At 71.1% G+C, this 20,838-nt stretch carries 20 protein-coding genes; 12 read left to right on the forward strand and 8 right to left on the reverse strand.

Annotated features, from left to right (window positions below):
* Nucleotides 1-12 precede the first annotated feature (12 nt).
* Nucleotides 13-1,464 (forward strand): NCS2 family permease, encoded by a 1,452-nt coding sequence (locus ACFY0K_RS09865; protein ID WP_382730438.1) that lies wholly within the window; start codon nt 13-15, stop codon nt 1,462-1,464.
* 95 nt (nt 1,465-1,559) lie between these two features.
* On the opposite strand, the gene ACFY0K_RS09870 is transcribed toward ACFY0K_RS09865, so the two are convergent.
* On the reverse strand, nt 1,560-3,017 hold the full coding sequence (locus ACFY0K_RS09870; protein WP_390639375.1) for a peptidoglycan D,D-transpeptidase FtsI family protein: 1,458 nt from the start codon (nt 3,015-3,017) through the stop codon (nt 1,560-1,562).
* Nucleotides 3,018-3,111: 94 nt separating this feature from the next.
* The gene (locus ACFY0K_RS09875; protein WP_351694752.1) at nt 3,112-3,885 is read right to left on the reverse strand and encodes an IclR family transcriptional regulator; all 774 of its coding nucleotides are present in this window, start codon (nt 3,883-3,885) and stop codon (nt 3,112-3,114) included.
* A 167-nt stretch (nt 3,886-4,052) separates the two neighbouring features.
* Between ACFY0K_RS09875 and ACFY0K_RS09880 the strand changes: the two genes are divergently transcribed.
* A complete protein-coding gene (locus ACFY0K_RS09880) occupies nt 4,053-5,582 on the forward strand; it encodes an aldehyde dehydrogenase (NADP(+)) (protein ID WP_390639376.1) in 1,530 nt (509 codons plus the stop codon).
* Nucleotides 5,583-5,708: 126 nt separating this feature from the next.
* A complete protein-coding gene (locus tag ACFY0K_RS09885) occupies nt 5,709-6,317 on the forward strand; it encodes a DUF1349 domain-containing protein (protein ID WP_351958461.1) in 609 nt (202 codons plus the stop codon).
* On the opposite strand, the gene ACFY0K_RS09890 is transcribed toward ACFY0K_RS09885, so the two are convergent.
* A complete protein-coding gene (locus ACFY0K_RS09890; RefSeq protein ID WP_390639377.1) occupies nt 6,277-7,668 on the reverse strand; it encodes an MFS transporter in 1,392 nt (463 codons plus the stop codon). The two genes, ACFY0K_RS09885 and ACFY0K_RS09890, sit on opposite strands and share 41 nt — an antisense overlap.
* Before the next feature lie 70 nt (nt 7,669-7,738).
* On the opposite strand from ACFY0K_RS09890, the gene ACFY0K_RS09895 reads away from it, so the two are divergent.
* The 4 genes from ACFY0K_RS09895 (at nt 7,739) to ACFY0K_RS09910 (ending at nt 11,152) form a co-directional block, all read left to right on the forward strand.
* Nucleotides 7,739-8,716 (forward strand): GlxA family transcriptional regulator, encoded by a 978-nt coding sequence (locus tag ACFY0K_RS09895; protein WP_390639378.1) that lies wholly within the window; start codon nt 7,739-7,741, stop codon nt 8,714-8,716.
* 26 nt (nt 8,717-8,742) lie between these two features.
* Nucleotides 8,743-9,216 (forward strand): GNAT family N-acetyltransferase, encoded by a 474-nt coding sequence (locus ACFY0K_RS09900; protein WP_390639379.1) that lies wholly within the window; start codon nt 8,743-8,745, stop codon nt 9,214-9,216.
* Between the two features lie 60 nt (nt 9,217-9,276).
* The gene (locus ACFY0K_RS09905; RefSeq protein ID WP_390639380.1) at nt 9,277-9,993 is read left to right on the forward strand and encodes a DsbA family oxidoreductase; all 717 of its coding nucleotides are present in this window, start codon (nt 9,277-9,279) and stop codon (nt 9,991-9,993) included.
* Nucleotides 9,994-10,090: 97 nt separating this feature from the next.
* Nucleotides 10,091-11,152, forward strand: a complete 1,062-nt coding sequence (locus ACFY0K_RS09910) for an aminotransferase class V-fold PLP-dependent enzyme (protein ID WP_390639381.1) — start codon at nt 10,091-10,093, stop codon at nt 11,150-11,152.
* Between the two features lie 215 nt (nt 11,153-11,367).
* On the opposite strand, the gene thpD is transcribed toward ACFY0K_RS09910, so the two are convergent.
* From thpD to ACFY0K_RS09935, 5 genes are all read right to left on the reverse strand, one after another.
* Nucleotides 11,368-12,255: an ectoine hydroxylase gene (gene thpD, locus ACFY0K_RS09915; protein ID WP_390639382.1), complete on the reverse strand. Its 888-nt coding sequence runs from the start codon at nt 12,253-12,255 to the stop codon at nt 11,368-11,370.
* A gap of 2 nt (nt 12,256-12,257) precedes the next feature.
* Nucleotides 12,258-12,656: an ectoine synthase gene (locus tag ACFY0K_RS09920; RefSeq protein ID WP_390639383.1), complete on the reverse strand. Its 399-nt coding sequence runs from the start codon at nt 12,654-12,656 to the stop codon at nt 12,258-12,260.
* A gap of 32 nt (nt 12,657-12,688) precedes the next feature.
* Nucleotides 12,689-13,960: a diaminobutyrate--2-oxoglutarate transaminase gene (ectB, locus tag ACFY0K_RS09925; protein ID WP_390639384.1), complete on the reverse strand. Its 1,272-nt coding sequence runs from the start codon at nt 13,958-13,960 to the stop codon at nt 12,689-12,691.
* 11 nt (nt 13,961-13,971) lie between these two features.
* Nucleotides 13,972-14,487, reverse strand: a complete 516-nt coding sequence (ectA, locus tag ACFY0K_RS09930) for a diaminobutyrate acetyltransferase (RefSeq protein ID WP_352360498.1) — start codon at nt 14,485-14,487, stop codon at nt 13,972-13,974.
* A gap of 287 nt (nt 14,488-14,774) precedes the next feature.
* Nucleotides 14,775-15,875: a pyridoxal-phosphate-dependent aminotransferase family protein gene (locus tag ACFY0K_RS09935; RefSeq protein ID WP_390639385.1), complete on the reverse strand. Its 1,101-nt coding sequence runs from the start codon at nt 15,873-15,875 to the stop codon at nt 14,775-14,777.
* Between the two features lie 219 nt (nt 15,876-16,094).
* Between ACFY0K_RS09935 and ACFY0K_RS09940 the strand changes: the two genes are divergently transcribed.
* From ACFY0K_RS09940 to ACFY0K_RS09960, 5 genes are all read left to right on the forward strand, one after another.
* A complete protein-coding gene (locus ACFY0K_RS09940) occupies nt 16,095-16,949 on the forward strand; it encodes a transporter substrate-binding domain-containing protein (RefSeq protein WP_390639386.1) in 855 nt (284 codons plus the stop codon).
* The gene (locus ACFY0K_RS09945; protein ID WP_351958471.1) at nt 16,946-17,782 is read left to right on the forward strand and encodes an amino acid ABC transporter permease; all 837 of its coding nucleotides are present in this window, start codon (nt 16,946-16,948) and stop codon (nt 17,780-17,782) included. The genes ACFY0K_RS09940 and ACFY0K_RS09945 overlap by 4 nt, the downstream gene beginning before the upstream one ends.
* Entirely contained in the window at nt 17,779-18,552 is a 774-nt protein-coding gene (locus ACFY0K_RS09950; RefSeq protein WP_390639387.1) for an amino acid ABC transporter ATP-binding protein, read from the forward strand. The genes ACFY0K_RS09945 and ACFY0K_RS09950 overlap by 4 nt, the downstream gene beginning before the upstream one ends.
* Nucleotides 18,553-18,623: 71 nt before the next feature.
* Nucleotides 18,624-19,715 (forward strand): amidohydrolase family protein, encoded by a 1,092-nt coding sequence (locus ACFY0K_RS09955; RefSeq protein ID WP_390639388.1) that lies wholly within the window; start codon nt 18,624-18,626, stop codon nt 19,713-19,715.
* A 142-nt stretch (nt 19,716-19,857) separates the two neighbouring features.
* Nucleotides 19,858-20,775 (forward strand): SCO1860 family LAETG-anchored protein, encoded by a 918-nt coding sequence (locus ACFY0K_RS09960; RefSeq protein ID WP_390639389.1) that lies wholly within the window; start codon nt 19,858-19,860, stop codon nt 20,773-20,775.
* Nucleotides 20,776-20,838: the final 63 nt, after the last annotated feature.

Raw genomic sequence — 20,838 nt, forward strand, 5'->3', positions numbered from 1 at the left:
AGGAGTTCGACCATGTCCGAGACGCAGAAGGCGGCCCGGCCGCAGGGGGCCGCGCCACCTGCCGGGAACGGCGTCGACCGGTTCTTCAGGATCTCCGAACGGGGATCCACCTTCGGCCGGGAGATACGCGGCGGCTTCGCCACGTTCTTCACCATGGCCTACATCCTTGTCCTGAACCCCATCATCCTCGGCAGCGCCAAGGACAAGTTCGGCCACACCCTCGACACCGGCCAACTCGTCACCGCCACCGCGCTGGTGGCCTGCGTGATGACGGTCATCATGGGCGTCGGCGGCAACCTGCCCCTGGCCATCGCGGCCGGACTCGGCCTCAACGCCGTCGTGGCCTTCCAGCTGGCGCCGCTGATGAGCTGGTCCGACGCGATGGGCCTGGTCGTCCTCGAAGGCCTGCTGATCTGCGTACTGGTCCTCACCGGCCTGCGCGAGGCCATCATGAACGCCATTCCGCAGCAGCTGAAGCAGGCGATCGGCGTCGGCATCGGCCTGTTCATCGCGTTCATCGGTTTCGTCGACGCGGGCTTCGTCAGCCGGATCCCGGACGCCGCGGACACCACCGTGCCGGTGCAGCTCGGTGCCGTCGGACGGCTCACCGGCTGGCCCGTGCTCGTCTTCTGCGTCGGCGTGCTCCTGACCATCGCGCTGGTCGCGCGGAAGGTGAAGGGCGCGATCCTGATCAGCATCGTCACGATGACCGTGGTCGCGATCGTCATCAACTCCGCCGCGGACATCAAGAGCTGGGGCCTGACCACACCGAAGATCCCCGACAAGGTCGTGGGCACGCCCGACTTCGGGCTCATCGGTCACTTCAGCCTGTTCGGCGGCTTCGGCAAGGCCGGTGTGCTCACCGCCGTACTGCTCGTCTTCACCCTGATCCTGTCCGATTTCTTCGACGCCATGGGCACGATCGTCGGCATCAGCGCGGAGGCCGGACTGCTCGACGAGCAGGGGCAGGTACCGGGCATCGGACGGGTGCTCTTCATCGACGGCGCGGCGGCGGTGGCCGGCGGCCTCGGCTCGGCCTCCTCCAACACCGCGTACATCGAGTCGGCGGCGGGGGTGGGAGAGGGGGCCCGCACCGGGTTCGCCAACCTGATCACCGGCGGCCTGTTCGGTCTCGCGCTCTTCCTCACGCCGTTGCTGACCATCGTCCCGCTGCAGGCGGCGGCGCCCGCGCTGATCGCCGTGGGCTTCCTGATGATGACCCACGTCAAGCACATCGACTGGGACAGGTACGAGATCGCGATCCCGGCGTTCCTGACGATCGCCGCGATGCCGTTCACCTACTCCATCACCGACGGCATCGGGGCGGGGTTCCTGGCGTACGTCGTGATCAAGGCGGTGCTGGGGAAGGCGAAGGAGGTCAACTGGCTGTTGTGGGCGGTGTCCGCACTGTTCCTGGTGTACTTCGCGATCGATCCGGTGGAGCAGGTGCTGGGGGTGAAGTAGGGGGTGGGGCGCGGGGTGCGTCCTTGGCTGCGGCGCCGTCGTGGCTGGTCGCGCGGTTCCCCGCGCCCCTGACGGGGCGCTTCAGCTCGGGGCGTTCACTTCAGAGCCGCCTCCATCATGGCCTTGGCCACCGGCGCCGCCAGCCCGTTGCCGCTGACCTCCGACCGGGCCGCGTCCGACTGCTCGACCAGGACCGCCACCGCGACCTCCTTGCCGGTGCTGTCGGACTTGCCGTACGACGTGAACCAGGCGTACGGCGTCTTGCTGTTGTTCTCGCCGTGCTGGGCCGTGCCCGTCTTGCCGCCCACCGTCACGCCGTCGATGAGCGCGTTCGTGCCCGTGCCCTCCTTGACGACCGTCTCCATCGCGGACTGCAGCTGCTCCGCGGTCGAGGAGCTGACGATCTCCTTGCTCTCCGCCTCGTCGTCGTAGTTCTTCAGCACGTCGCCGCCGCTGTCGGTGATCTGCGAGACCATGTGCGGGGAGACCAGCTTGCCGCCGTCGGCTATCGCGGCCGACACCATGGCCATCTGGAGCGGGGTCGCCGTGACGTCGAACTGACCGATGCCGGAGAGGCCGGTCTGGGCCTTGTCCATGTCCGACGGGTAGACGCTGGCGTAGGCGCGCACCGGGATGTCCAGCTTGTCGTCGTTGAAGCCGAACTTCTCCGCCATCGCCCTGACCTTGTCCTGGCCCAGGTCGACGGCCATCTTCCCGAAGACGTTGTTGCAGGAGTAGCGCAGGGCCGTGCGGATCGAGGCGTTCTCGCAGGGCGCCGAGGCGCTCTCGTTCCGCAGGGGGGTCGTCGAGCCCGGCAGGGTGTACGGGTTGGGACTGTCGGTTCTGGCGTCGACGTTCGCGTAGAGGCCGTCCTCCAGGGCAGCCGCCGCGACCACCAGCTTGAACGTCGAGCCCGGCGGCAGCGGCTGGCGCAGCGCCCGGTTGGTGAGCGGCTTGTCGCTGTCGGCGTTCAACTGCTTCCAGGCCGTACCGGCACTGTTGGCGTCGGTGAGCGAGGAGGGGTCGTACGACGGGGTCGACACGACCGCGAGGATCTTGCCGGTCTTCGGGTCGATCGCGACCGCCGCGCCCTTCTTGTTCCCGAGCGCGTCGTACGCGGCCTTCTGCACGGCCGGGTCGATCGTCGTGATCACGTTGCCCGGCGCGGCGCGCTTCCCGGTGACCGTGTCCATGACCGTCTTGAGCTTGCTGTCGGTGCCGTTCAGCAGGTTCTGGTAGATCCCCTCCAGCTGGGTCGGGGCATAGCTCTGCGAGGCGTAGCCCGTCACCGCCGCGTACAGCTTGCCGTTCGTGTACGTGCGCTTGTACTTGAGGTCGCTGCCGCCCGACGTCCTGGCCGAGCCGGTGATCGACGCACCGGCCACGATGATGTTCCCGAGCGGCTGCGAGTACGTCTCGATGACGTTGCGCCGGTTCTTCGTGTCGTCCGCGAGGGCCTGGCCGTCGTAGAACTGCACCCATGTCGCCCTGACCAGCAGAGCGAGCACGAGCAGCAGCGCGAAGACGGACGCCCGCCTGATCGTCTTGTTCATCCCGCTCAGACAGACGAGCGAAGGTGGGGTGCGCGTTCCCGTACGGCCTTATTCTCATCGTCCGCTCATACGGGCCGCCGGGCCCCCGCCGGGGTCAGAGCCGCCGGGTGGCCAGCGTCAGGCGGTCCCGCGCGTCGAACAGGGCGTCCTTGATCATCTGTTCGTGGGCGGGGGTGAGGCGGGCCACGGGGACCGAGCAGCTGATCGCGTCGCGGGCCGGCGTGCGGTAGGGGATCGCGACGCCGAAGCAGCGCAGCCCCAGCGTGTTCTCCTCGCGGTCGATAGCGAAGCCCTGCTCGCGGATCTGGTGCAGCTCCTCGATGAGCTTCTCGCGGTCGGTGAGGGTGTGCTCGGTGAGCGCCGGCAGGGTCTCCGGCAGCAGCTTGCGGACCTGCTCGTCGGTGTGGGTGGCGAGCAGTGCCTTGCCGAGCGAGGTGGAGTGCGCGGGCAGCCGGCGGCCGACCCGGGTGAAGGGGCGCAGGTAGTGCTGCGACTGGCGGGTGGCGAGGTAGACCACGTTCGTGCCGTCGAGGCGCGCCAGGTGGATGGTCTCCGTGGTGTCGTCGGAGAGCCGGTCCAGGGTCGGGCGGGCCGCCGCGACCACCTCGTCGCCGTCGATGTACGACGTGCCGACCAGCAGGGCCCGCACCCCGATGCCGTACCGGGTGCCGGTCGCGTCCGTCTCCACCCAGCCCAGCTCCACCAGGGTGCGCAGCAACATGTAGAGGCTGGACTTGGGATACCCGACGGCCTCCTGGACGGCCGCGAGGGAGTGCATGCCGGGCCGGCCGGCGAAGTACTCCAGCAACTCCACGGTCCGCACCGCGGACTTGACCTGTGCCCCGCCGCCTGTCTCGCCTGCCGACATCGCCCTTGACCCCTTCGTTGGACGAGAAACCGAGGTTATAGTCTCCAACAGCATATTCATCATCAGAGACAGCGTTCAGTATATCGAACGCCGCTGGTGAACGACCCGGATGTGACCTGAATATGATCCGGATACTGCGGCAGAACGCAATCATGGAGGGACCCGCGGTGGCAGCAGCACCAGTCTGGAGCGTCGACCCGCGCACCGGGAAGCAGCGTGAACAGGTTGCGGTGGAGGCCACAGCGGAGGAGGTCGACGCCGTCGTCACGGCCGCGCACGCCGCCCGTGGCTCCCTCGCCGACCGCACCGTCCGCGCGGCCTTCCTGCGCTCGGCCGCCGCCGGACTCGACGCGGCCAAGGACCGGCTGGTCGAGGCCGCCGACGCGGAGACCGCGCTCGGCCCCGTCCGGCTGACCGGGGAACTCGCCCGTACCGTCTACCAGCTGCGGGCGTTCGCGGACATCGTCGACGAGGGCGCCTTCCTCGACGTCATCATCAACCACCCCGACGCCACCGCCACCCCGCCCGTCCCGGACCTGCGCCGCTACAAGGTCCCGCTGGGCGTCGTCGCCGTCTACTCGGCCTCCAACTTCCCCTTCGCCTTCTCCGTCGCGGGCGGCGACGCCGCGAGCGCGCTGGCCGCCGGCAACCCGGTCGTCGTCAAGGCGCACCCCGACCACCCGGCCCTGTCCGAGCTGGTCGCCAGGGTGCTGCGCCGGGCCGCGGCCGGGCACGGCATCCCCGAGGCCGTGGTCGGTCTCGTGCACGGCTTCCAGGCCGGCATCGAGCTGATCAGGCATCCGCTGATCGCCGCCGCGGGCTTCACCGGTTCCGTCCGGGGCGGGCGCGCGCTCTTCGACGCGGCCGCCGCGCGTCCGGTGCCGATCCCCTTCCACGGCGAGCTGGGCTCCCTGAACCCGGTCCTCGTCACGGAGGCCGCGGCCACCGAGCGGGCCGAGGAGATCGGCACCGGGCTCGCCGGGTCGATGACCATGGGCGTCGGGCAGTTCTGCGTGAAGCCCGGTCTGGTGCTGGTGCCGGCCGGCGCCGCCGGTGACGGTCTGGTCAAGTCCCTCACGGACGCGGTCAGCAACACCGACGCGGGCGTGCTGCTCGACCACCGGATGCGGGACAACTTCGTCGCCGGGGTCGCCGAGCGCGCCGGACTCCCCGACGTGGAGAGCCCGGTGACGCCGGGGGCGGGCGGCGAGCACACCGTGAGCGCCGGGTTCCTGACGGTGCCGGCGGGCCGGCTGGCCGAGGCCGGGGCGTACGACCTGCTCCTGGAGGAGTGCTTCGGGCCGGTGACCGTGGTGGTCCGCTACGAGGACCGGAGCGAGGCGACGGCGGTGCTGTCGCGGCTGCCGGGGAACCTCACGGCGACGGTGCACGTCTCCGCCGGGGAGGCCGCGGGGGAGGGGCTGGGGGCGGAGATCCTGGCGGAGCTGACGCCGCTGGCGGGTCGCGTGCTGGTGAACGGGTGGCCGACGGGGGTCGCCGTGGCCCCGGCCCAGCATCATGGCGGGCCCTACCCGGCGACGACGTCCACGTCGACTTCCGTGGGCGGTACGGCCATTGAGCGGTGGCTGCGGCCGGTGGCCTATCAGGGGGCGCCGGAGGCTCTCCTGCCTGCCGAGTTGAAGGACGGCAATCCGCTGGGGCTTCCTCGGCGGTTCAACGGAGTGCTGGAGCGGTAGCGCCGTCGGGGCGTGGGGTGCGCCCCGGAGTGCCGGTTCGCCGTGGCTGGTCGCGCAGTTCCCCGCGCCCCTTAAGGTCGGCTGCCCCCTGAGCGAGTTCAATGGTTCTGCTGACACAATCCGACCATGGACGTCGAACTTCCCGAACTTCCTTTCCCGCTTCGTACCTACGGGCCCGACGGGCACTGGTTCCACGAGGACGGGGTGCTCACCGGGTGGGCGGGGGCCCGGCAGGATCGGTTCGTGTCGCCGACCGGGGAGGCGCTGGACCCCGCCTCGGACGCGCCCCGGCTGCTGGGGGCGCCCGAAGGGGACTTCCAGCTGATCGCCCGGGTCACCGTCGGGTTCGGTGCCGCCTTCGACGCCGGTGTGCTGTACGTGCACGTGGGTGACCGGGCCTGGGCCAAGCTCTGCCTGGAGAACTCCCCGGACGTGCCCACCGTTTGCACGGTGGTCACCCGGGGACACTCCGACGACGCCAACGCCTTCACGGTGGAGGGCAGTTCGGTCTGGCTGCGGATCAGCCGGACCGGCCGGGCGTTCGCCTTCCACGCCTCCCGGGACGGCAAGAAGTGGGTCTTCGTCCGGCTGTTCACCCTGGGCGGCGAGAAGGAGACGGAGGACGCGCTGGTCGGCTTCATGACCCAGTCGCCGATGGGGGAGGGGTGCGTGGTGACCTACGACCACATCGAGTTCAGGCCCGACTGGCCGGCCGACCTGCGCGACGGAAGCTGAGCACGAAGCTCACCGCGAACAAGGCCGCGGCCAGTGCCAGGCTCGCCCGCATCCCGGCCACGAAGCCGCCGCCGACCAGGGCGCCGAACACCGCGATCCCGAGCCCGCCGGCCACCTGCCGTGCCGCGTTGAGCACCCCGGCCGCCAGGCCCGCCCGCTCGGCCGGTACGGCGTCCATCATCACGACCGTCAGCGGCGGCACGGTCAGCGCGCAGCCGACCGCCATCGGGACGAGCAGGACGGCCACCCAGGCGGCGGGCGTGCCGGAGCCGACGACGAGCAGACCCAGCAGGCCGGCCGCGGCCAGTGCCTGGCCGATCAGCATCGGCAGCCGTGGCCCGTGGCGGGCGGCCAGTCTTCCGGACACCACGTTGGTCAGGCCGATCAGCCCGGACATCGGCAGGAACAGCAGCCCGGTGTACAGCGCCGAACGGCCCTGGACCTGCTGGAAGAAGAGCGAGAAGACGAACACCACGCCGTAGAAGGCCACGCTGCACGCGGCCCCGGTCGTCACGGCCACCCGTACCGCGCGGTCCCGGAACAGCGTCGGCGGGACGACCGGATGCGGCTGCCGGCGCTCGACGCGGACGAACAGGGCGGCGCCGGCCAGCGCCACGGCGAAGGCCGCGAGTCCCGTCGTACCGCCCTCGATGACCGCGAAGGTGAGGGCGGTCAGCGTGACGACGGCGGTGAACTGGCCCGGCAGGTCCAGCGGGGCCGGGCGGCGCTCCGAGCGCGGTGCGCGCACCAGCAGGAGCAGTGCGGCCGCCCCGAGCGGCAGGTTGATGAAGAAGATCCCGCGCCAGTCCCAGGCCGCGGTCAGCGCGCCGCCCGCCACCGGCCCCAGTGCCAGCGCGATCGAGCCGCCGGCCCCCCACAGCGCCACCGCCCGCGTGCGCTGGGCCGGATCCGCGTACGCCTGCCGCACCAGGGAGAGGGAGGCGGGCAGGACGACGGCCGCCGCGGCGCCCTGCACCACGCGCCCGCCGATCAGCACCGGGAAGGTCGGCGCCAGACCGCAGGCCGCCGAGGCGAGGGTGAAGACGGCGATGCCGAGCCCGTACGCCCGGCTCGCCCCGGCCCGGTCCGCGAAGGCGCCCGTGGAGAGCATCAGGGCGGCGAAGGGAAGCGTGTAGGCGTCCACCGTCCACTGCAGTCCGGACAGGCCGCCGCCGAGCGCCGAGCCGATCGCGGGCAGGGCCACGTTCACCACGGACGCGTCGAGGGTGATGAGGGCGAACCCCAGCAGGGCGGCGGTCAGAGCGAGGGCAGGGGTGTGGTCCTGGCCCTTCGCCGATTCGCTCTTCCCGGTGCCGGTCCGGGCGGGCCGTCGGGTCTGGTCTGTTGGCATGACTCCATGCTGCTGACCGGCCGCGGCGTACAGTAGTGGCCCGAACGCCATGCATCCGGAGGTTCTGGCCATGCTGCGAGTCGCGGTCGTCGCGTCCCCGCCCGTGTCGATGTTCAACCTCGCCATCCCGGAAATGCTGTTCGACAAGGCGGAGGTCGACGGACGGCCCGGGTACGAGGTGGTGATCTGCACGCCCGACCCCGGCCCGGTCCCCACCACGGGCGGCCTCGACCTGCACGTCCCGCGCGGCCTCGAGGCGCTGCGGGAGGCGGACACCGTGATCGTGGCCGGTACCGGCAAGCTCCACTCGCCGGATCCCCGGGTGCTGGCGGCGCTGCGCGAGGCCGCCGACGCCGGCGTGCGGATCGCCTCCATCTGCACCGGCGCCTTCTCGCTCGCCGAGGCCGGACTGCTCAAGGGCCGCAGGGCGACCACCTACTGGACGCACGCCGGCGAACTGCGCCGCCGGCACCCCGACGTCGAGGTCCAGGGCGACGTCCTCTACGCCCAGGACGGGCCCTTCCTCACCTCCTCCGGCTACGCCGCCGGCATCGACCTGTGCCTGCACCTCATCCGCACCGACTACGGCGCCGCCGTCGCCAACGAGGTCGCCCGCCTCGCCCTGGTCGCGCCGGTACGGCCGGGCGGCCAGACCCAGTTCACCCACACCCCGCTGCCGCCCGAGCGCGGCATCGCCTGCGCCGACACCCGGGGCTGGGCCATGCGCAACCTCGACAAGCCGCTCACCCTCACCGACCTGGCCCGGCACGCCGGGGTCTCGGTGCGCACCCTCACCCGCCGGTTCCACGCGGAGAGCGGGGTCAGCCCGCTGCAGTGGCTGCTGCACCAGCGCGTCGAGCGGGCCAGGGAACTGCTGGAGAGCACCACGCTGCCCATGGACCAGGTGGCCGCCGCCTGTGGCCTCGGCTCTGCCGACTCCCTCCGCGTCCACCTGGTGCGCCGCACCGGACTGACCCCGAGCGCCTACCGCGCCCAGTTCACCCGGCTCGGAACCGGCGCGGACCCGGTCTCGTCCTCCGTTGCGTGATCAGTGACCACGTGAGAGGGATCCGGGTGATCCGAACGGCCCTGTCCGCCGAGGCGGAGACCATCGCCGCGCTGCACCACCGGGCCCGGTCGACGTACTACCCGGACGGCCTCCCGGACGACGGCGTCGACTGGACGGCCGCCTGGCGCGGTGCCGTCGAACGGCCCGACGGGCAGGTGCTGATCGTGGTGGAGGCGGGCGTGGTCATCGCGGTCGCCTCCTTCCGTACCCCGGAAGGCGCCACCGCCGAAACGGTCAAGCTGTTCCAGTTCCACGTCGACCCCGGCCGCTGGCGGGCCGGGGTCGGTACCGCCCTGCACGGCGCCTGCCTGGAGCAGTGGCGGGCCGAGGGCAGGCGGACCGCCGTGCTGGACGTGCACGTGGACAACCGGCGGGCCCAGGCCTTCTACGCTCGCCAGGGCTGGGTCCCGGACCCGGAGAACCCGCCGGCCGAGGAGGACCACCACCTGTACCTGCGGTACCCGGTGAGCGGGGAATGAAGCGGGCTGCTTGAAGGTTCAGGCAGTTGAACGATTCCCTCATCCTGGAGAGCCACCACCATGCGCGTCGAGATCTGGTCCGATATCGCTTGCCCCTGGTGCTATGTCGGAAAGGCGCGCTTCGAGAAGGCACTGGCCGCCTTCCCGCACCGCGACGACGTCGAGGTCGTGCACCGCTCCTTCGAGCTGGACCCCGGCCGCGCCAAGGACGACGTCCAGCCGGTGCTGGCCATGCTCAGCAAGAAGTACGGCATGAGCGAGGCCCAGGCCCAGGCGGGCGAGGAGAACCTGGGCGCGCAGGCCGCGGCCGAGGGCCTCGCGTACCAGACCCGGGGCCGCGACCACGGCAACACCTTCGACCTGCACCGGCTGCTGCACTTCGCCAAGGAGCAGGGCCGCCAGGACGAGCTGATCCAGATCCTCTACCGGGCGAACTTCGCCGAGGAGCGTTCCCTCTTCAGCGAGGGCGAGGACCGGCTCGTGGAGCTGGCCGTGGAGGCCGGGCTGGACGCGGCGGCCGTGCGTGCGGTGCTCGCCGACCCGTCCCGCTACGCCGACGAGGTCCGCGCCGACGAGCGCGAGGCCGCCGAGCTCGGTGCCAACGGGGTGCCGTTCTTCGTCCTCGACCGGAAGTACGGGGTCTCGGGGGCCCAGCCCGCCGAGGTGTTCACCCAGGCGCTCACCCAGGCATGGGACGCGCGGTCCCCGCTGAAGCTGATCGACGAGGGCGGCGCGCAGGCCTGCGGCCCGGACGGGTGCGCGGTCCCGCAGCACTGAGAAGGGCCAGGTCAGGGCTGTCGTATAAGCGTTGCTTGGCGAATCCACGTAGAAATCCGCAATGGACGGGGGGTTCCCCGGGCCGCAGAGTGGACGCATGGAGACCACGGAGACGTTCGAGAGCCTCGTCCGCGCCGAGTTCGCCCCGAAGACCATCTACCTCAACACCGCCAGCAACAGCCTGCTCCCCGCCCGTGCCGTGGCAGCCCTGCACGAGGCGGCGCTGCTGCGGGCCGAGGGCCGGCCGCTGACCCCGCTGTACGAGGACGTGGAGGCGTGCCGGGCCGCCTACGCCCGGCTCGCCGGCGTCCCGGTGACCCGGGTCGCGGCGGGCGCCTCGGTCGCCGCGCACTCCGGCGTGATCGCCGCCTCGCTGCCGGCCGGCGCCGAAGTCCTCACCGCCGAGGACGACTTCACCTCCGTACTGAACCCGTTCCACGTCCGCGGTGACCTGAAGGTCCGGGCGGTGCCGCTGGAGCGCATCGCGGACTCCGTCCGCCCGGACACCGCCCTCGTCGCGGTCAGCGCGGTCCAGTCGGCGGACGGCCGGCTCGCCGACCTGCCCGCGCTCCGCGAGGCCGCCGGCGCGCACGGGGCCCGCACCTACGTCGACTTCTCCCAGGCGGCCGGCTGGCTCCCGATGGACGCCGACGCGTACGACTTCACCGCGTCCGTCTCCTTCAAGTGGCTGCTCGGCCCGCACGGCGTGGCCTTCCTCGTGCTCCCCGAGGACTTCGGCGGCCTGACCCCGCTGCTCGCGGGTTGGGTCGCGGGCGAGGAGCCGTGGCACAGCTGCTACGGCCCGGTCGCCGAACTCGCCCACTCCGCCCGCAGGTTCGACCTCACCCATGCCCTGTTCACGTTCGCCGGACTGCGCCGCTCGCTCGACCTGATCGAGGAACTCGGCATGGCCGCCGTGCACGCCCACGACGTGGGCCTCGCCGACCGGTTCCGTGCCGGGCTCGCCGCCCTCGGGCACGAGCCGGTGCCCGCCCCCGGCTCGGCGATCGTCTCGGTCCCCGGGCTCGGCGGCCGTCAGCCCGCACTGAGCCGGGCCGGCATCGAGGTCTCCGACCGTGCGGGCAACCTGCGCGCGGCCTTCCACCTCTTCAACACGCCCGCCGACGTGGACCGCCTGCTCGACGCCCTCGCGGGCTGACCCCGGCAAGGCTCTCCTCCGCCAGGGCGGTCCGCATCCGCTCCACCTCGGCCGGCAGCCGGCCGCCGCACTCCGTCGCCTCTACCAGCACCGCACGCCGGTCCGCCGGGTCCGGCAGCCGCCGTACCTGGCCGGTCTGCTCAAGCCGCACTGTGACACGGCGAAGGGGCCGCCACGACGGACGTGACGGCCCCTGAGGGGGAGGGGGCGGACGCTCAGCGGACCGGCGTGAAGTCCCGCGCCCCGATGAACTCGGGCCTGCGTACCGGCGCGGCGAACGGCTCCACCGCCGTGTTCTCCACGCTGTTGAACACGATGAAGACGTTGCTGCGCGGGAACGGCGTGATGTTGTCGCCGGAACCGTGCATGCAGTTGCAGTCGAACCAGGTCGCCGACCCGGCCCTGCCGGTGAACAGCTTGATGCCGTGCCGCGAGGCCAGTTCCGTCAGCGCCTCGTCCGACGGCGTGCCCGCGTCCTGCATCTGCAGCGACTTCTTGTAGTTGTCCTCCGGTGTGGCGCCGGCGCAGCCCAGGAACGTCCGGTGCGAGCCCGGCATGATCATCAGGCCGCCGTTGGTGTCGTGGTTCTCGGTCAGGGCGATCGAGACGGACACCGTGCGCATGTTCGGCAGGCCGTCCTCGGCGTGCCAGGTCTCGAAGTCCGAGTGCCAGTAGAAGCCGCTGGCGCCGAACCCCGGCTTGACGTTGATCCGGGACTGGTGGACGTACACGTCCGAGCCGAGGATCTGCCGGGCCCGGCCGACCACCCGCTCGTCGCGCACCAGGTTCGCGAACACCTCGCTGATCCGGTGCACCTCGAAGACGGACCGGATCTCCTTGGACTTCGGCTCCACGATGGAGCGTTCGTCGGCCCGGATCGCCGGGTCGGTGATCAGCCGCTCCAGCTCCCGCTGGTACACGGCGACCTCGTCGTCCCCGATGAGCTGGTCGACGGTGAGGAAGCCGTCCCGCTCGAACGCCTCCAGCTGGTCGGTGGCGATCGGCCCGGGCGCGCCGGGCCCCGACCAGACGACCGGGTCCTTGCGGGGGACGGCGACCTCGACGGGGCCGCGGCTCGGGTAGAGGTCGGTGATGGTGGTCATGGTCAGCCCTCCTCCGTCAGCAGGGGATAGACCCCGTTCTCGTCGTGGTCCTCCCGGCCGGTGACCGGCGGGTTGAACACGCAGACGCAGCGGAAGTCCTCCTTGACGCGCAGCGAGTGCCGCTCGTGCCCGTCGAGGAGGTACATGGTCCCGGGGGTGATCGTGTACGACCTCCCGGTCTCGTGGTCGGTCAGCTCGGCCTCGCCCTCGACGCAGACGACGGCCTCTATGTGGTTGGCGTACCACATCGACGTCTCGGTGCCCGCGTACAGGATCGTCTCGTGCAGCGAGAAGCCGACCCGCTCCTTCGCGAGGACGATGCGTTTGCTCTCCCAGGTCCCGGACGCCGACTTCACATGCCGGTCGGTGCCTTCGATCTCCTTGAACGAACGGACGATCACGGTGGTGTACAGCCTCCTTGGTTCTGATCCGGTCAGACGGTCTCGCGGACGGCGCGGGCGAGGATGCTCAGCCCCTCGTCCAGCTCGTCCGGGGTGACGGTCAGGGCGGGCAGCAGCTTGACGACCTCGCTCTCCGGCCCCGACGTCTCGATGAGCAGCCCGAGTTCGAAAGCGCGCCTGGCGATCCGGCCGGCCCGTTCCTTGTCGTGGAACTCCAGGCCCCACACCAGGCCCCGCCCCCGGTACTCGCGCACGTCGGCCAGGTTCTCCTCGACGATCGCGATGAGCCCCTGCTCGACCTGCTCGCCCTTGGTCCGGGTCTGCTTCTCCATCGCCGGGCCGTCGGTCCAGTAGCTCTCCAGGGCGGCGGCCGCGGTGACGAAGGCGGGGTTGTTGCCGCGGAAGGTGCCGTTGTGCTCGCCCGGCTCCCACACGTCCAGCTCGGGCCGGAACAGGCACAGCGACATCGGCAGCCCGTAGCCGCTGATGGACTTGGACACGGTGACGATGTCCGGGACGATGCCCGCCTCCTCGAAGGAGAAGAAGGCGCCGGTGCGTCCGCAGCCCATCTGGATGTCGTCCACGATCAGCAGCATGTCCTGCCGTTCGCAGAGCTCCTTGAGGGCGCGCAGCCACTCGGGCCGGGCGACGTTGATGCCGCCCTCGCCCTGCACGGTCTCCACGATCACCGCGGCCGGCTTGTTGAGCCCGGACCCCTGGTCCTCGAGCAGCCGCTCGAACCAGAGGAAGTCCGGCACGGTCCCCTCGAAGTAGTTGTCGAACGGCATCGGCGTCCCGTGCACCAGCGGGATCCCGGCCCCGGCCCGCTTGAACGCGTTGCCGGTGACGGCGAGCGAGCCGAGGGACATCCCGTGGAAGGCGTTGGTGAACGACACGATCGCCTCGCGCCCCTTCACCTTCCGGGCGAGCTTGAGCGCCGACTCGACGGCGTTCGTCCCCGTCGGCCCCGGGAACATGACCTTGTACGGCAGCTCCCGCGGCCGCAGCACCAGGTCCTGGAACGTCTGCAGGAACGACCGCTTGGCCGTGGTCGACATGTCGAGGCCGTGGGTGACGCCGTCCCGTTCCAGGTAGTCGAGCAGCGCCCGTTTCAGCACGGGGTTGTTGTGGCCGTAGTTGAGTGATCCGGCGCCGGCGAAGAAGTCGAGGTACTCGTGGCCGTCCTCGTCGTACATGCGGCTGCCCCGGGCCCGGTCGAACACGGTCGGCCAGCCGCGGCAGTAGCTGCGGACCTCGGACTCCAGGGTCTCGAAGACACTCAGGTCGGGCTGGATGATGGTCACGGCGGGGCTCCTCAGTGCGATGTGGGGGTCAAGGGGCCGATGCGGTACAGGACTTCGGGGTCGTGCGGACCGTCGGGGAACTCACCGGCCTCGAACAGCACCGTGCGTTCCACGACGGCGCCGTGCCGGGCGGCGTACGAGGTGAACAGGCGCTCGGAGGCGGTGTTGCCGGGCGTGATGGTGGTCTCGACGGCGGTGAGCGGCCGGTCGGCGGCCACCCGCGCCGTGAGCCCGTCCAGCAGCCGGGCCGCGATGCCGCGTCCGCGCTGCGCGGCGTCCACGGCCACCTGCCAGACGAGCAGCGTGTCCGGCCGGTCCGGCCGGGTGTATCCGGTCACGAACCCGACGGGCTCGCCGTCCGCACCCCGCGCCACCGCCGAGGTGCCGGCGAAATCCCGGCACCACAGCAGATAGCTGTACGAGGAGTTCAGATCGAGGCTTCCGGAATCCTTGGCGATACGCCAGAGAGCGGCACCGTCGGTCACCACCGGGCGGTCGACGATCAGGTCTGCTTGTGGGGCAGTCATGCGAATCGAATTTAGCGAGGCAAATGCAAAAATGCACGGCGAGTGCCGACGGCGGCCGAATCTCGGCTACCTGTATGTCCCGATATAGCCCGCCACAAATCGGGCATATGATCCTGCCATGTGGAGTGTGTCACAGGGTTGAAACCTGGACGAAATTCCCCCTGTTTAGCTGCGCAAAAAGCGGGCAGGAGAACTCGGGAAAGCCATCCACCGAAAAGGAATTCGAGATTTCCTTGAATTCAGGCGCCGATAACGCCGGATGCCCGCTCCCGCAACCGTCCGGACCGCTAATGCCAGGCGGACTCGACCGCCCGCAGGGCGCCCTCCGGGTCCACCGCGAGCCCCCGCTTCGCCAGCCCCGCGCCGATCGCCGCCAGGCTCGACCGGACGGCGCCGGCCGTCGCGTCCACCCCGTAGTGGTTGACCCGGATCATCTCCCCGGCCAGGGCGCCCCCGCCCGCGGCCAGCGGCAGGGTGCCGTCGCCCGCCAGCGCCTCGGCGACCAGCTCCGACGCCACCACGCCCGACGGCACCCGCAGCGTCGTGGCGACCGGTGCCGCGTCGGACTCCGCGTACACGTACGGCTCCAGGCCGCCGCCGAGGGCCACCGCCCCGGCCCTGGTGGCCAGTGCCGCCGTACGGTGCCGGGCCATCACGGTCTCCGGGCCGTCCGCCTCGATCCGCTCGACGCACGCCTCCAGCGCCAGCATCTCCAGCTGCGCCGGCGCGTGCAGCAGCACCTTGCGGCCGCCGTCGACCCAGCGCTCCTTCCAGTCCAGCAGGGAGAGGTAGGAGCGGCGCGGGGCGTTCGGGTTCGCCGCCATCCGGGCCCACGCCCGCGCGCTCACCGACACCGCCGAGACGCCGGCCGGGCCGCCCATCGCCTTCTGTGCCCCGATCACGCACAGGTCCACGCCCCACGCGTCCGGCAGCACCGGCTCGGCCCCGACCGAGGCGACCGCGTCCAGGTAGAAGAGGGCGCCGTGGGCCCGTACCACCTCGCCGATCTCCGCGACGGGGTTGGTGTTGCCGGTCGCCGCCTCCGCGTGCACCAGGGACACGAAGTCGATCTCCGGGTGCTCGGCGAACGCCTCCCGGATCTGCTCGGCCGTCACCGCCGTGTGGAACGGCACGGAGAGGTCGATCACCGTCGCGCCGCAGTCCCGCAGCCAGTTCCCGAAGGTCTGCCCGTACGGGCCGGTGATCACGTTCAGCGCGGTCGTCCCCGGCCCGGCCGCGGCCCTGATCGCCCCCTCCAGGGGCAGCAGCGCTTCGCCCTGCATGATCACGACGTCCTGGCGGGTGTCCAGCAGCCGGGCCACCCGGTCCTCGATCGCGGCGAAGCGGGCGGCGGTCAGCGGGGGCAGGTCGAGGAAGGGGTGGGTCACGGCGGTGCTCTCCTCAGTCGCGGCAGGTCGGATCACGAGGAGCGTAACCGGCACCCCTCCACCGCCTCGACCGGCGACTTCTTAGGCCGGACACCGACCCGACCATCGGTTTGTTTTGGGAAACCCAAACATCTCCTTATAATCGGAACCCGTAGAACCGGAATCCAAAGCTCCCTCACAGATCGCCGGGGGCTCACCCACAGACTCACGGGAGGTCTCGTGACCACGCTCCTCGGGCGCCGCCGGGCTCGCGCCCTGGCCGCCGTCACCGCCGCGGCCGGGCTGGCCCTCGTGGCCGGCTGCACGTCGAGCGGCAACGGCTCCAGCGCCTCCAGGACGGCCGTCGGCGGGGTCGTACTCGTCAAGGCAGGGCAGCTCACCACCTGCACCCACCTGCCGTACCCGCCGTTCCAGTCGGAGATCGGCGGCAAGGTGCAGGGCTTCGACGTGTCGATGATCGACCTGGTGGCCAAGAACCTCGGCGTGAAGCAGCAGATCCTCGACACGCCGTTCGAGAACTTCAAGACCGGCGCCTTCCTCAACTCGGGCGAGTGCGACCTGGCCGCGGCCGGCATGACCATCACCGCCGAGCGGAAGAAGAACGTCGACTTCTCCGACCCGTACTTCGACGCCACCCAGGCCCTGCTCGTCGGCAAGAACAGCGGCATCACCTCGCTGGCCGACGCCAAGGCCAAGAAGGTCCAGCTGGGTGCCCAGGCGCAGACCACCGGCGAGGACTACGTCAAGAAGCAGGGCTTCGACCCGGTCTCCTTCGAGTCCTCCGACGCCGTCCTCAACGGCCTGCGCACCGGCCAGGTCAAGGCCGTCGTCATCGACTACCCGGTGGTCCAGGGCTGGCTGAAGGACAAGGCCAACGCGAACGCCTTCCAGGTCGCCGGCAACATCAACACCGGTGAGCAGTACGGCTTCACGGTCAAGAAGGGCAACACCAAGCTGCTCGCCGCCGTCAACAAGGCGATCGCCGACGCCAAGGCCGACGGCACGTACAAGAAGCTGTACGAGAAGTGGATCGGTCCCTACGACGCCTCGGCCGCGTCCCCCGCCGCCTCATGACCGCAGGCACGGACACGGAGCTCCAGCCGCGCCGCAAGGGCCTGTCCCGGCGGCAGAAGCGCCGGTTGTCGCGTGGGGCGCAGTACGTCGTCTTCGTCGGCGCCGTCGTCGCCTTCGCCGTCGGCGCCGACTGGGGACGGCTGCAGAACCAGTTCGCCCAGTGGGACATCGCCAGGCAGATGTTCCCGGACGTCATCACGCTGGCGCTGAAGAACACCGTGCTCTACACCCTGTCCGGCTTCGTCGTCGGGCTGGCCCTCGGCATGGTGATCGCGCTCATGCGGCTGTCGTCGGTCGGCCCCTACCGCTGGCTGGCCGGCATCTACATCGAGATCTTCCGCGGCCTGCCCGCCCTGCTGATCTTCATCTTCATCGGCGTCGCCGTCCCGCTCGCCTTCCCCGGCACCGAGATCGTCGGCGGCACCTACGGCAAGGTGGCCCTCGCCCTCGGCCTGGTCGCCGCCGCCTACATGGCCGAGACGATCCGCGCGGGCATCCAGGCCGTCCCCAGGGGACAGCTGGAGGCGGCCCGTTCACTGGGCTTCTCACCCGCCCGCGCCATGGTCTCGATCGTCATCCCGCAGGCGTTCCGCATCATCCTCCCGCCGCTGACCAACGAACTGGTGCTCCTCTTCAAGGACTCCTCCCTGGTGCTCTTCCTCGGCGTCACCCTGGAGGAGCGCGAACTGTCCAAGTACGGCCGCGACCTGGCCAGTACGACCGCCAACTCCACGCCGATCCTCGTCGCCGGCCTGTGCTACCTGCTGGTCACGATCCCGCTCGGCTTCGTCGTGCGCCGCATGGAGGCGAAGGCCCAGGAGGCCGTCAAGTGAGCCGACCCGAGATCGAGGTGAAGGGCCTGCACAAGTCCTTCGGCGACAACGAGGTGCTGCGGGGCATCGACCTGGAGATCGGCCAGGGCGAGGTCGTCTGCGTCATCGGCCCGTCCGGCTCCGGCAAGTCCACCCTGCTGCGCTGCGTCAACCTCCTGGAAGAGCCCACCCAGGGACAGGTGTTCGTGGGCGGCACCGAGTTGACGGACCCGGACGTCGACATCGACGCCGTGCGCCGCCGGATCGGCATGGTCTTCCAGCAGTTCAACCTCTTCCCGCACCTCACGGTCACCGAGAACCTCACCCTGCCGCAACGCCGGGTACTGCGCCGGGACAAGGCGACGGCGGCACGGGTCGCCGCCGAGAACCTCGCCCGCGTGGGTCTGACCGAGAAGGCGGACGCCTACCCCGCCGCCCTCTCCGGCGGCCAGCAGCAGCGGGTGGCGATCGCCCGCTCGCTGTCCATGGGCCCCGAGGTGATGCTCTTCGACGAGCCGACCTCCGCCCTCGACCCGGAGCTGGTCGGGGACGTCCTGGCGGTGATGCGGATGCTGGCGCGGGAGGGCATGACCATGATGGTGGTCACCCACGAGATGTCCTTCGCCCGCGAGGTCGCCGACCGGGTCGTCTTCATGGACGGCGGAGTCGTCGTCGAGGACGGCACCCCGGACCAGGTCATCGGCAACCCCACCCACGGGCGCACCCGCCACTTCCTCTCCCGCCTCCTGGACCCGGCCATGGCCCAGGTGGAGGAGGAGGCCCCGGACTAGCCGGGAAGGGCCGGCGCCCGGCTGCCGGGCCGCATCGATGAGGGACTGCCGGTCGTCCTAGGCTGAGCCCCATGAGCGATCACGCGGTGCTGCACGTGAAGGGCAGGGTCCTCGTGGGCCCCGAGGACGTCCGCGACGAGCTGTGGGTGGTGGACGGCCGGATCTCCTACGACCGGCCCGCCGGCGCCCGTGACGTCCGGACCGTCGAGGGCTGGACGCTCCCCGGTCTCGTCGACGCCCACTGCCACGTCGGCCTCGGCCCGCACGGCCCGGTCGACGCGGCGACGGCCGAGAAGCAGGCCGTCACCGACCGCGAGGCCGGCACCCTCCTCATCCGGGACGCCGGATCGCCGTCCGACACCCGCTGGGTCGACGACCGCGACGACCTCCCGAAGATCGTCCGGGCAGGCCGGCACATCGCCCGCACCCGCCGCTACATCAGGAACTTCGCCCACGAGATCGAGCCCGACGACCTGGTCGCGTACGTCGCCCAGGAGGCCCGGCGCGGCGACGGCTGGGTCAAGCTGGTCGGCGACTGGATCGACCGCGACCTCGGCGACCTGGCCCCCAGCTGGCCCCGCGACGCCGTCGAGGCGGCCATCGCCGAGGCCCACCGGCTCGGCGCCCGGGTCACCGCCCACTGCTTCGCCGAGAACTCGCTCCAGGACCTGGTCGAGGCCGGCATCGACTGCATCGAGCACGCCACGGGACTGACCGAGGACCTGATCCCCCTCTTCGCCGCCCGTGGCGTCGCGATCGTCCCGACCCTCGTCAACATCGCCACCTTCCCGGACCTGGCGGCGGGCGGCGAGGCCAGGTTCCCGCGCTGGTCGGCCCACATGCGCCGGCTGTACGAGCGCCGCTACGACACCGTCCGGGCCGCCTACGACGCCGGGATCCCGGTGTACGTCGGCACCGACGCGGGCGGCAGCCTGGCCCACGGCCTGGTCGCGGGCGAGGTCGCCGAACTCGTCACCGCCGGGATCCCGCCCCTCGACGCGCTCGCGGCGACCAGCTGGGCGGCCCGCGCCTGGCTCGGCAGGCCCGGCCTCGAGGAGGGCGCGCCGGCGGACCTGGTGGTGTACGAGAGCGACCCGCGCGCGGACGTACGCGTCCTCGCATCCCCCCGGAGAGTGGTGCTGAACGGGCAGGTCGTGGAGTAAGGGAACTCCTGTCCCGACCGAGTCGAATAGATTCGCGGAAAGTCCACTAATGAGTGAAGTAACGCAGGATTGCCGCCCGTTCACCCACAGTGCGTAATTCTTGGCGGGTCCCGAGCAAGTTTCCTCTGGGGGTCCCACCACCTTGAACAGCGACACATTCCGTAAGCCCGCACGCCGTCTCGCGACCCTCGCCACGGCCACGGCCCTGGCCGCGGGTCCCGCGGCCCTGGCCGGCGCGGGCACCGCACACGCGACCACCGGCCACGGTCGCGCCGGCGCGGTCGTCCTGCGCACCGGGCTCGACGTCTCCCTCCTCGACAAGACCGTGAACGTCCCGCTCGCGGTCTCCCTGAACGAGGTCCAGGCACCGCGGAGCGCCGACCGGACGGCGCTGACCGCGACGCTCGACGGAGTCGACGGCGGCAAGCCGTTCAACGTCCTCGGCGCGGACGTCGCCTCGGCGAAGGCGACCGTCACCGCCGACCGCGCCGAGGCCGCCGTCCACCTCGCCCACGCCCGGCTGCACCTGCCGGGCCTGCCCCTGCTTTCCCTCGTCGAACTCGACACGGTCACGTCCAAGGCCACCTGCGAGACCGGCAGACGGCCGGAGGCCGACGCCGACGTGCTCGGCGCCGTCACCGTGCTCGGCAAGCGCGTGACACTGAGCGCGGGCGGCCCCACCGACGTCAAGGTCCCCGGCGTCGGCGAGGTCCGTCTCGACCTGTCCAGGCGCGAGACGACCTCGACCACGGCCGCGGCCAGCGCCCTCGAACTCAAGGTCTCCATCAACCCGCTGAAGCTCAACGTGGCCGAGGTGGAGGGAACCCTGACCCTGGCGAAGGCGACGTGCGAGACGCCGCCCGCCCCCGCGGCAGCACCGGCCGACCCCGCCGACCCCGCCGACCCGGTCTCCGACGTGAAGGTCCAGGGCGCCCCGGAGAAGGAGACGAAGCTCGCGGAGACGGGCGGGAGTTCGGTGACGCCGTACGTGCTGGGAGGAGCGCTGGCGCTGATCCTGGTGGGCGGAGGAGCGGTGACCGTGGTCCGACGCAGGCGATAGCGCCCCGTCAGGGGCGCGGGGAACTGCGCGACCAGCCAGGACGCACCCGCAGTCGTCCACGGC

Origin of the sequence: Streptomyces sp. NPDC001507, assembly GCF_042894765.1 — a bacterium.
GTDB lineage: Bacteria > Actinomycetota > Actinomycetes > Streptomycetales > Streptomycetaceae > Streptomyces.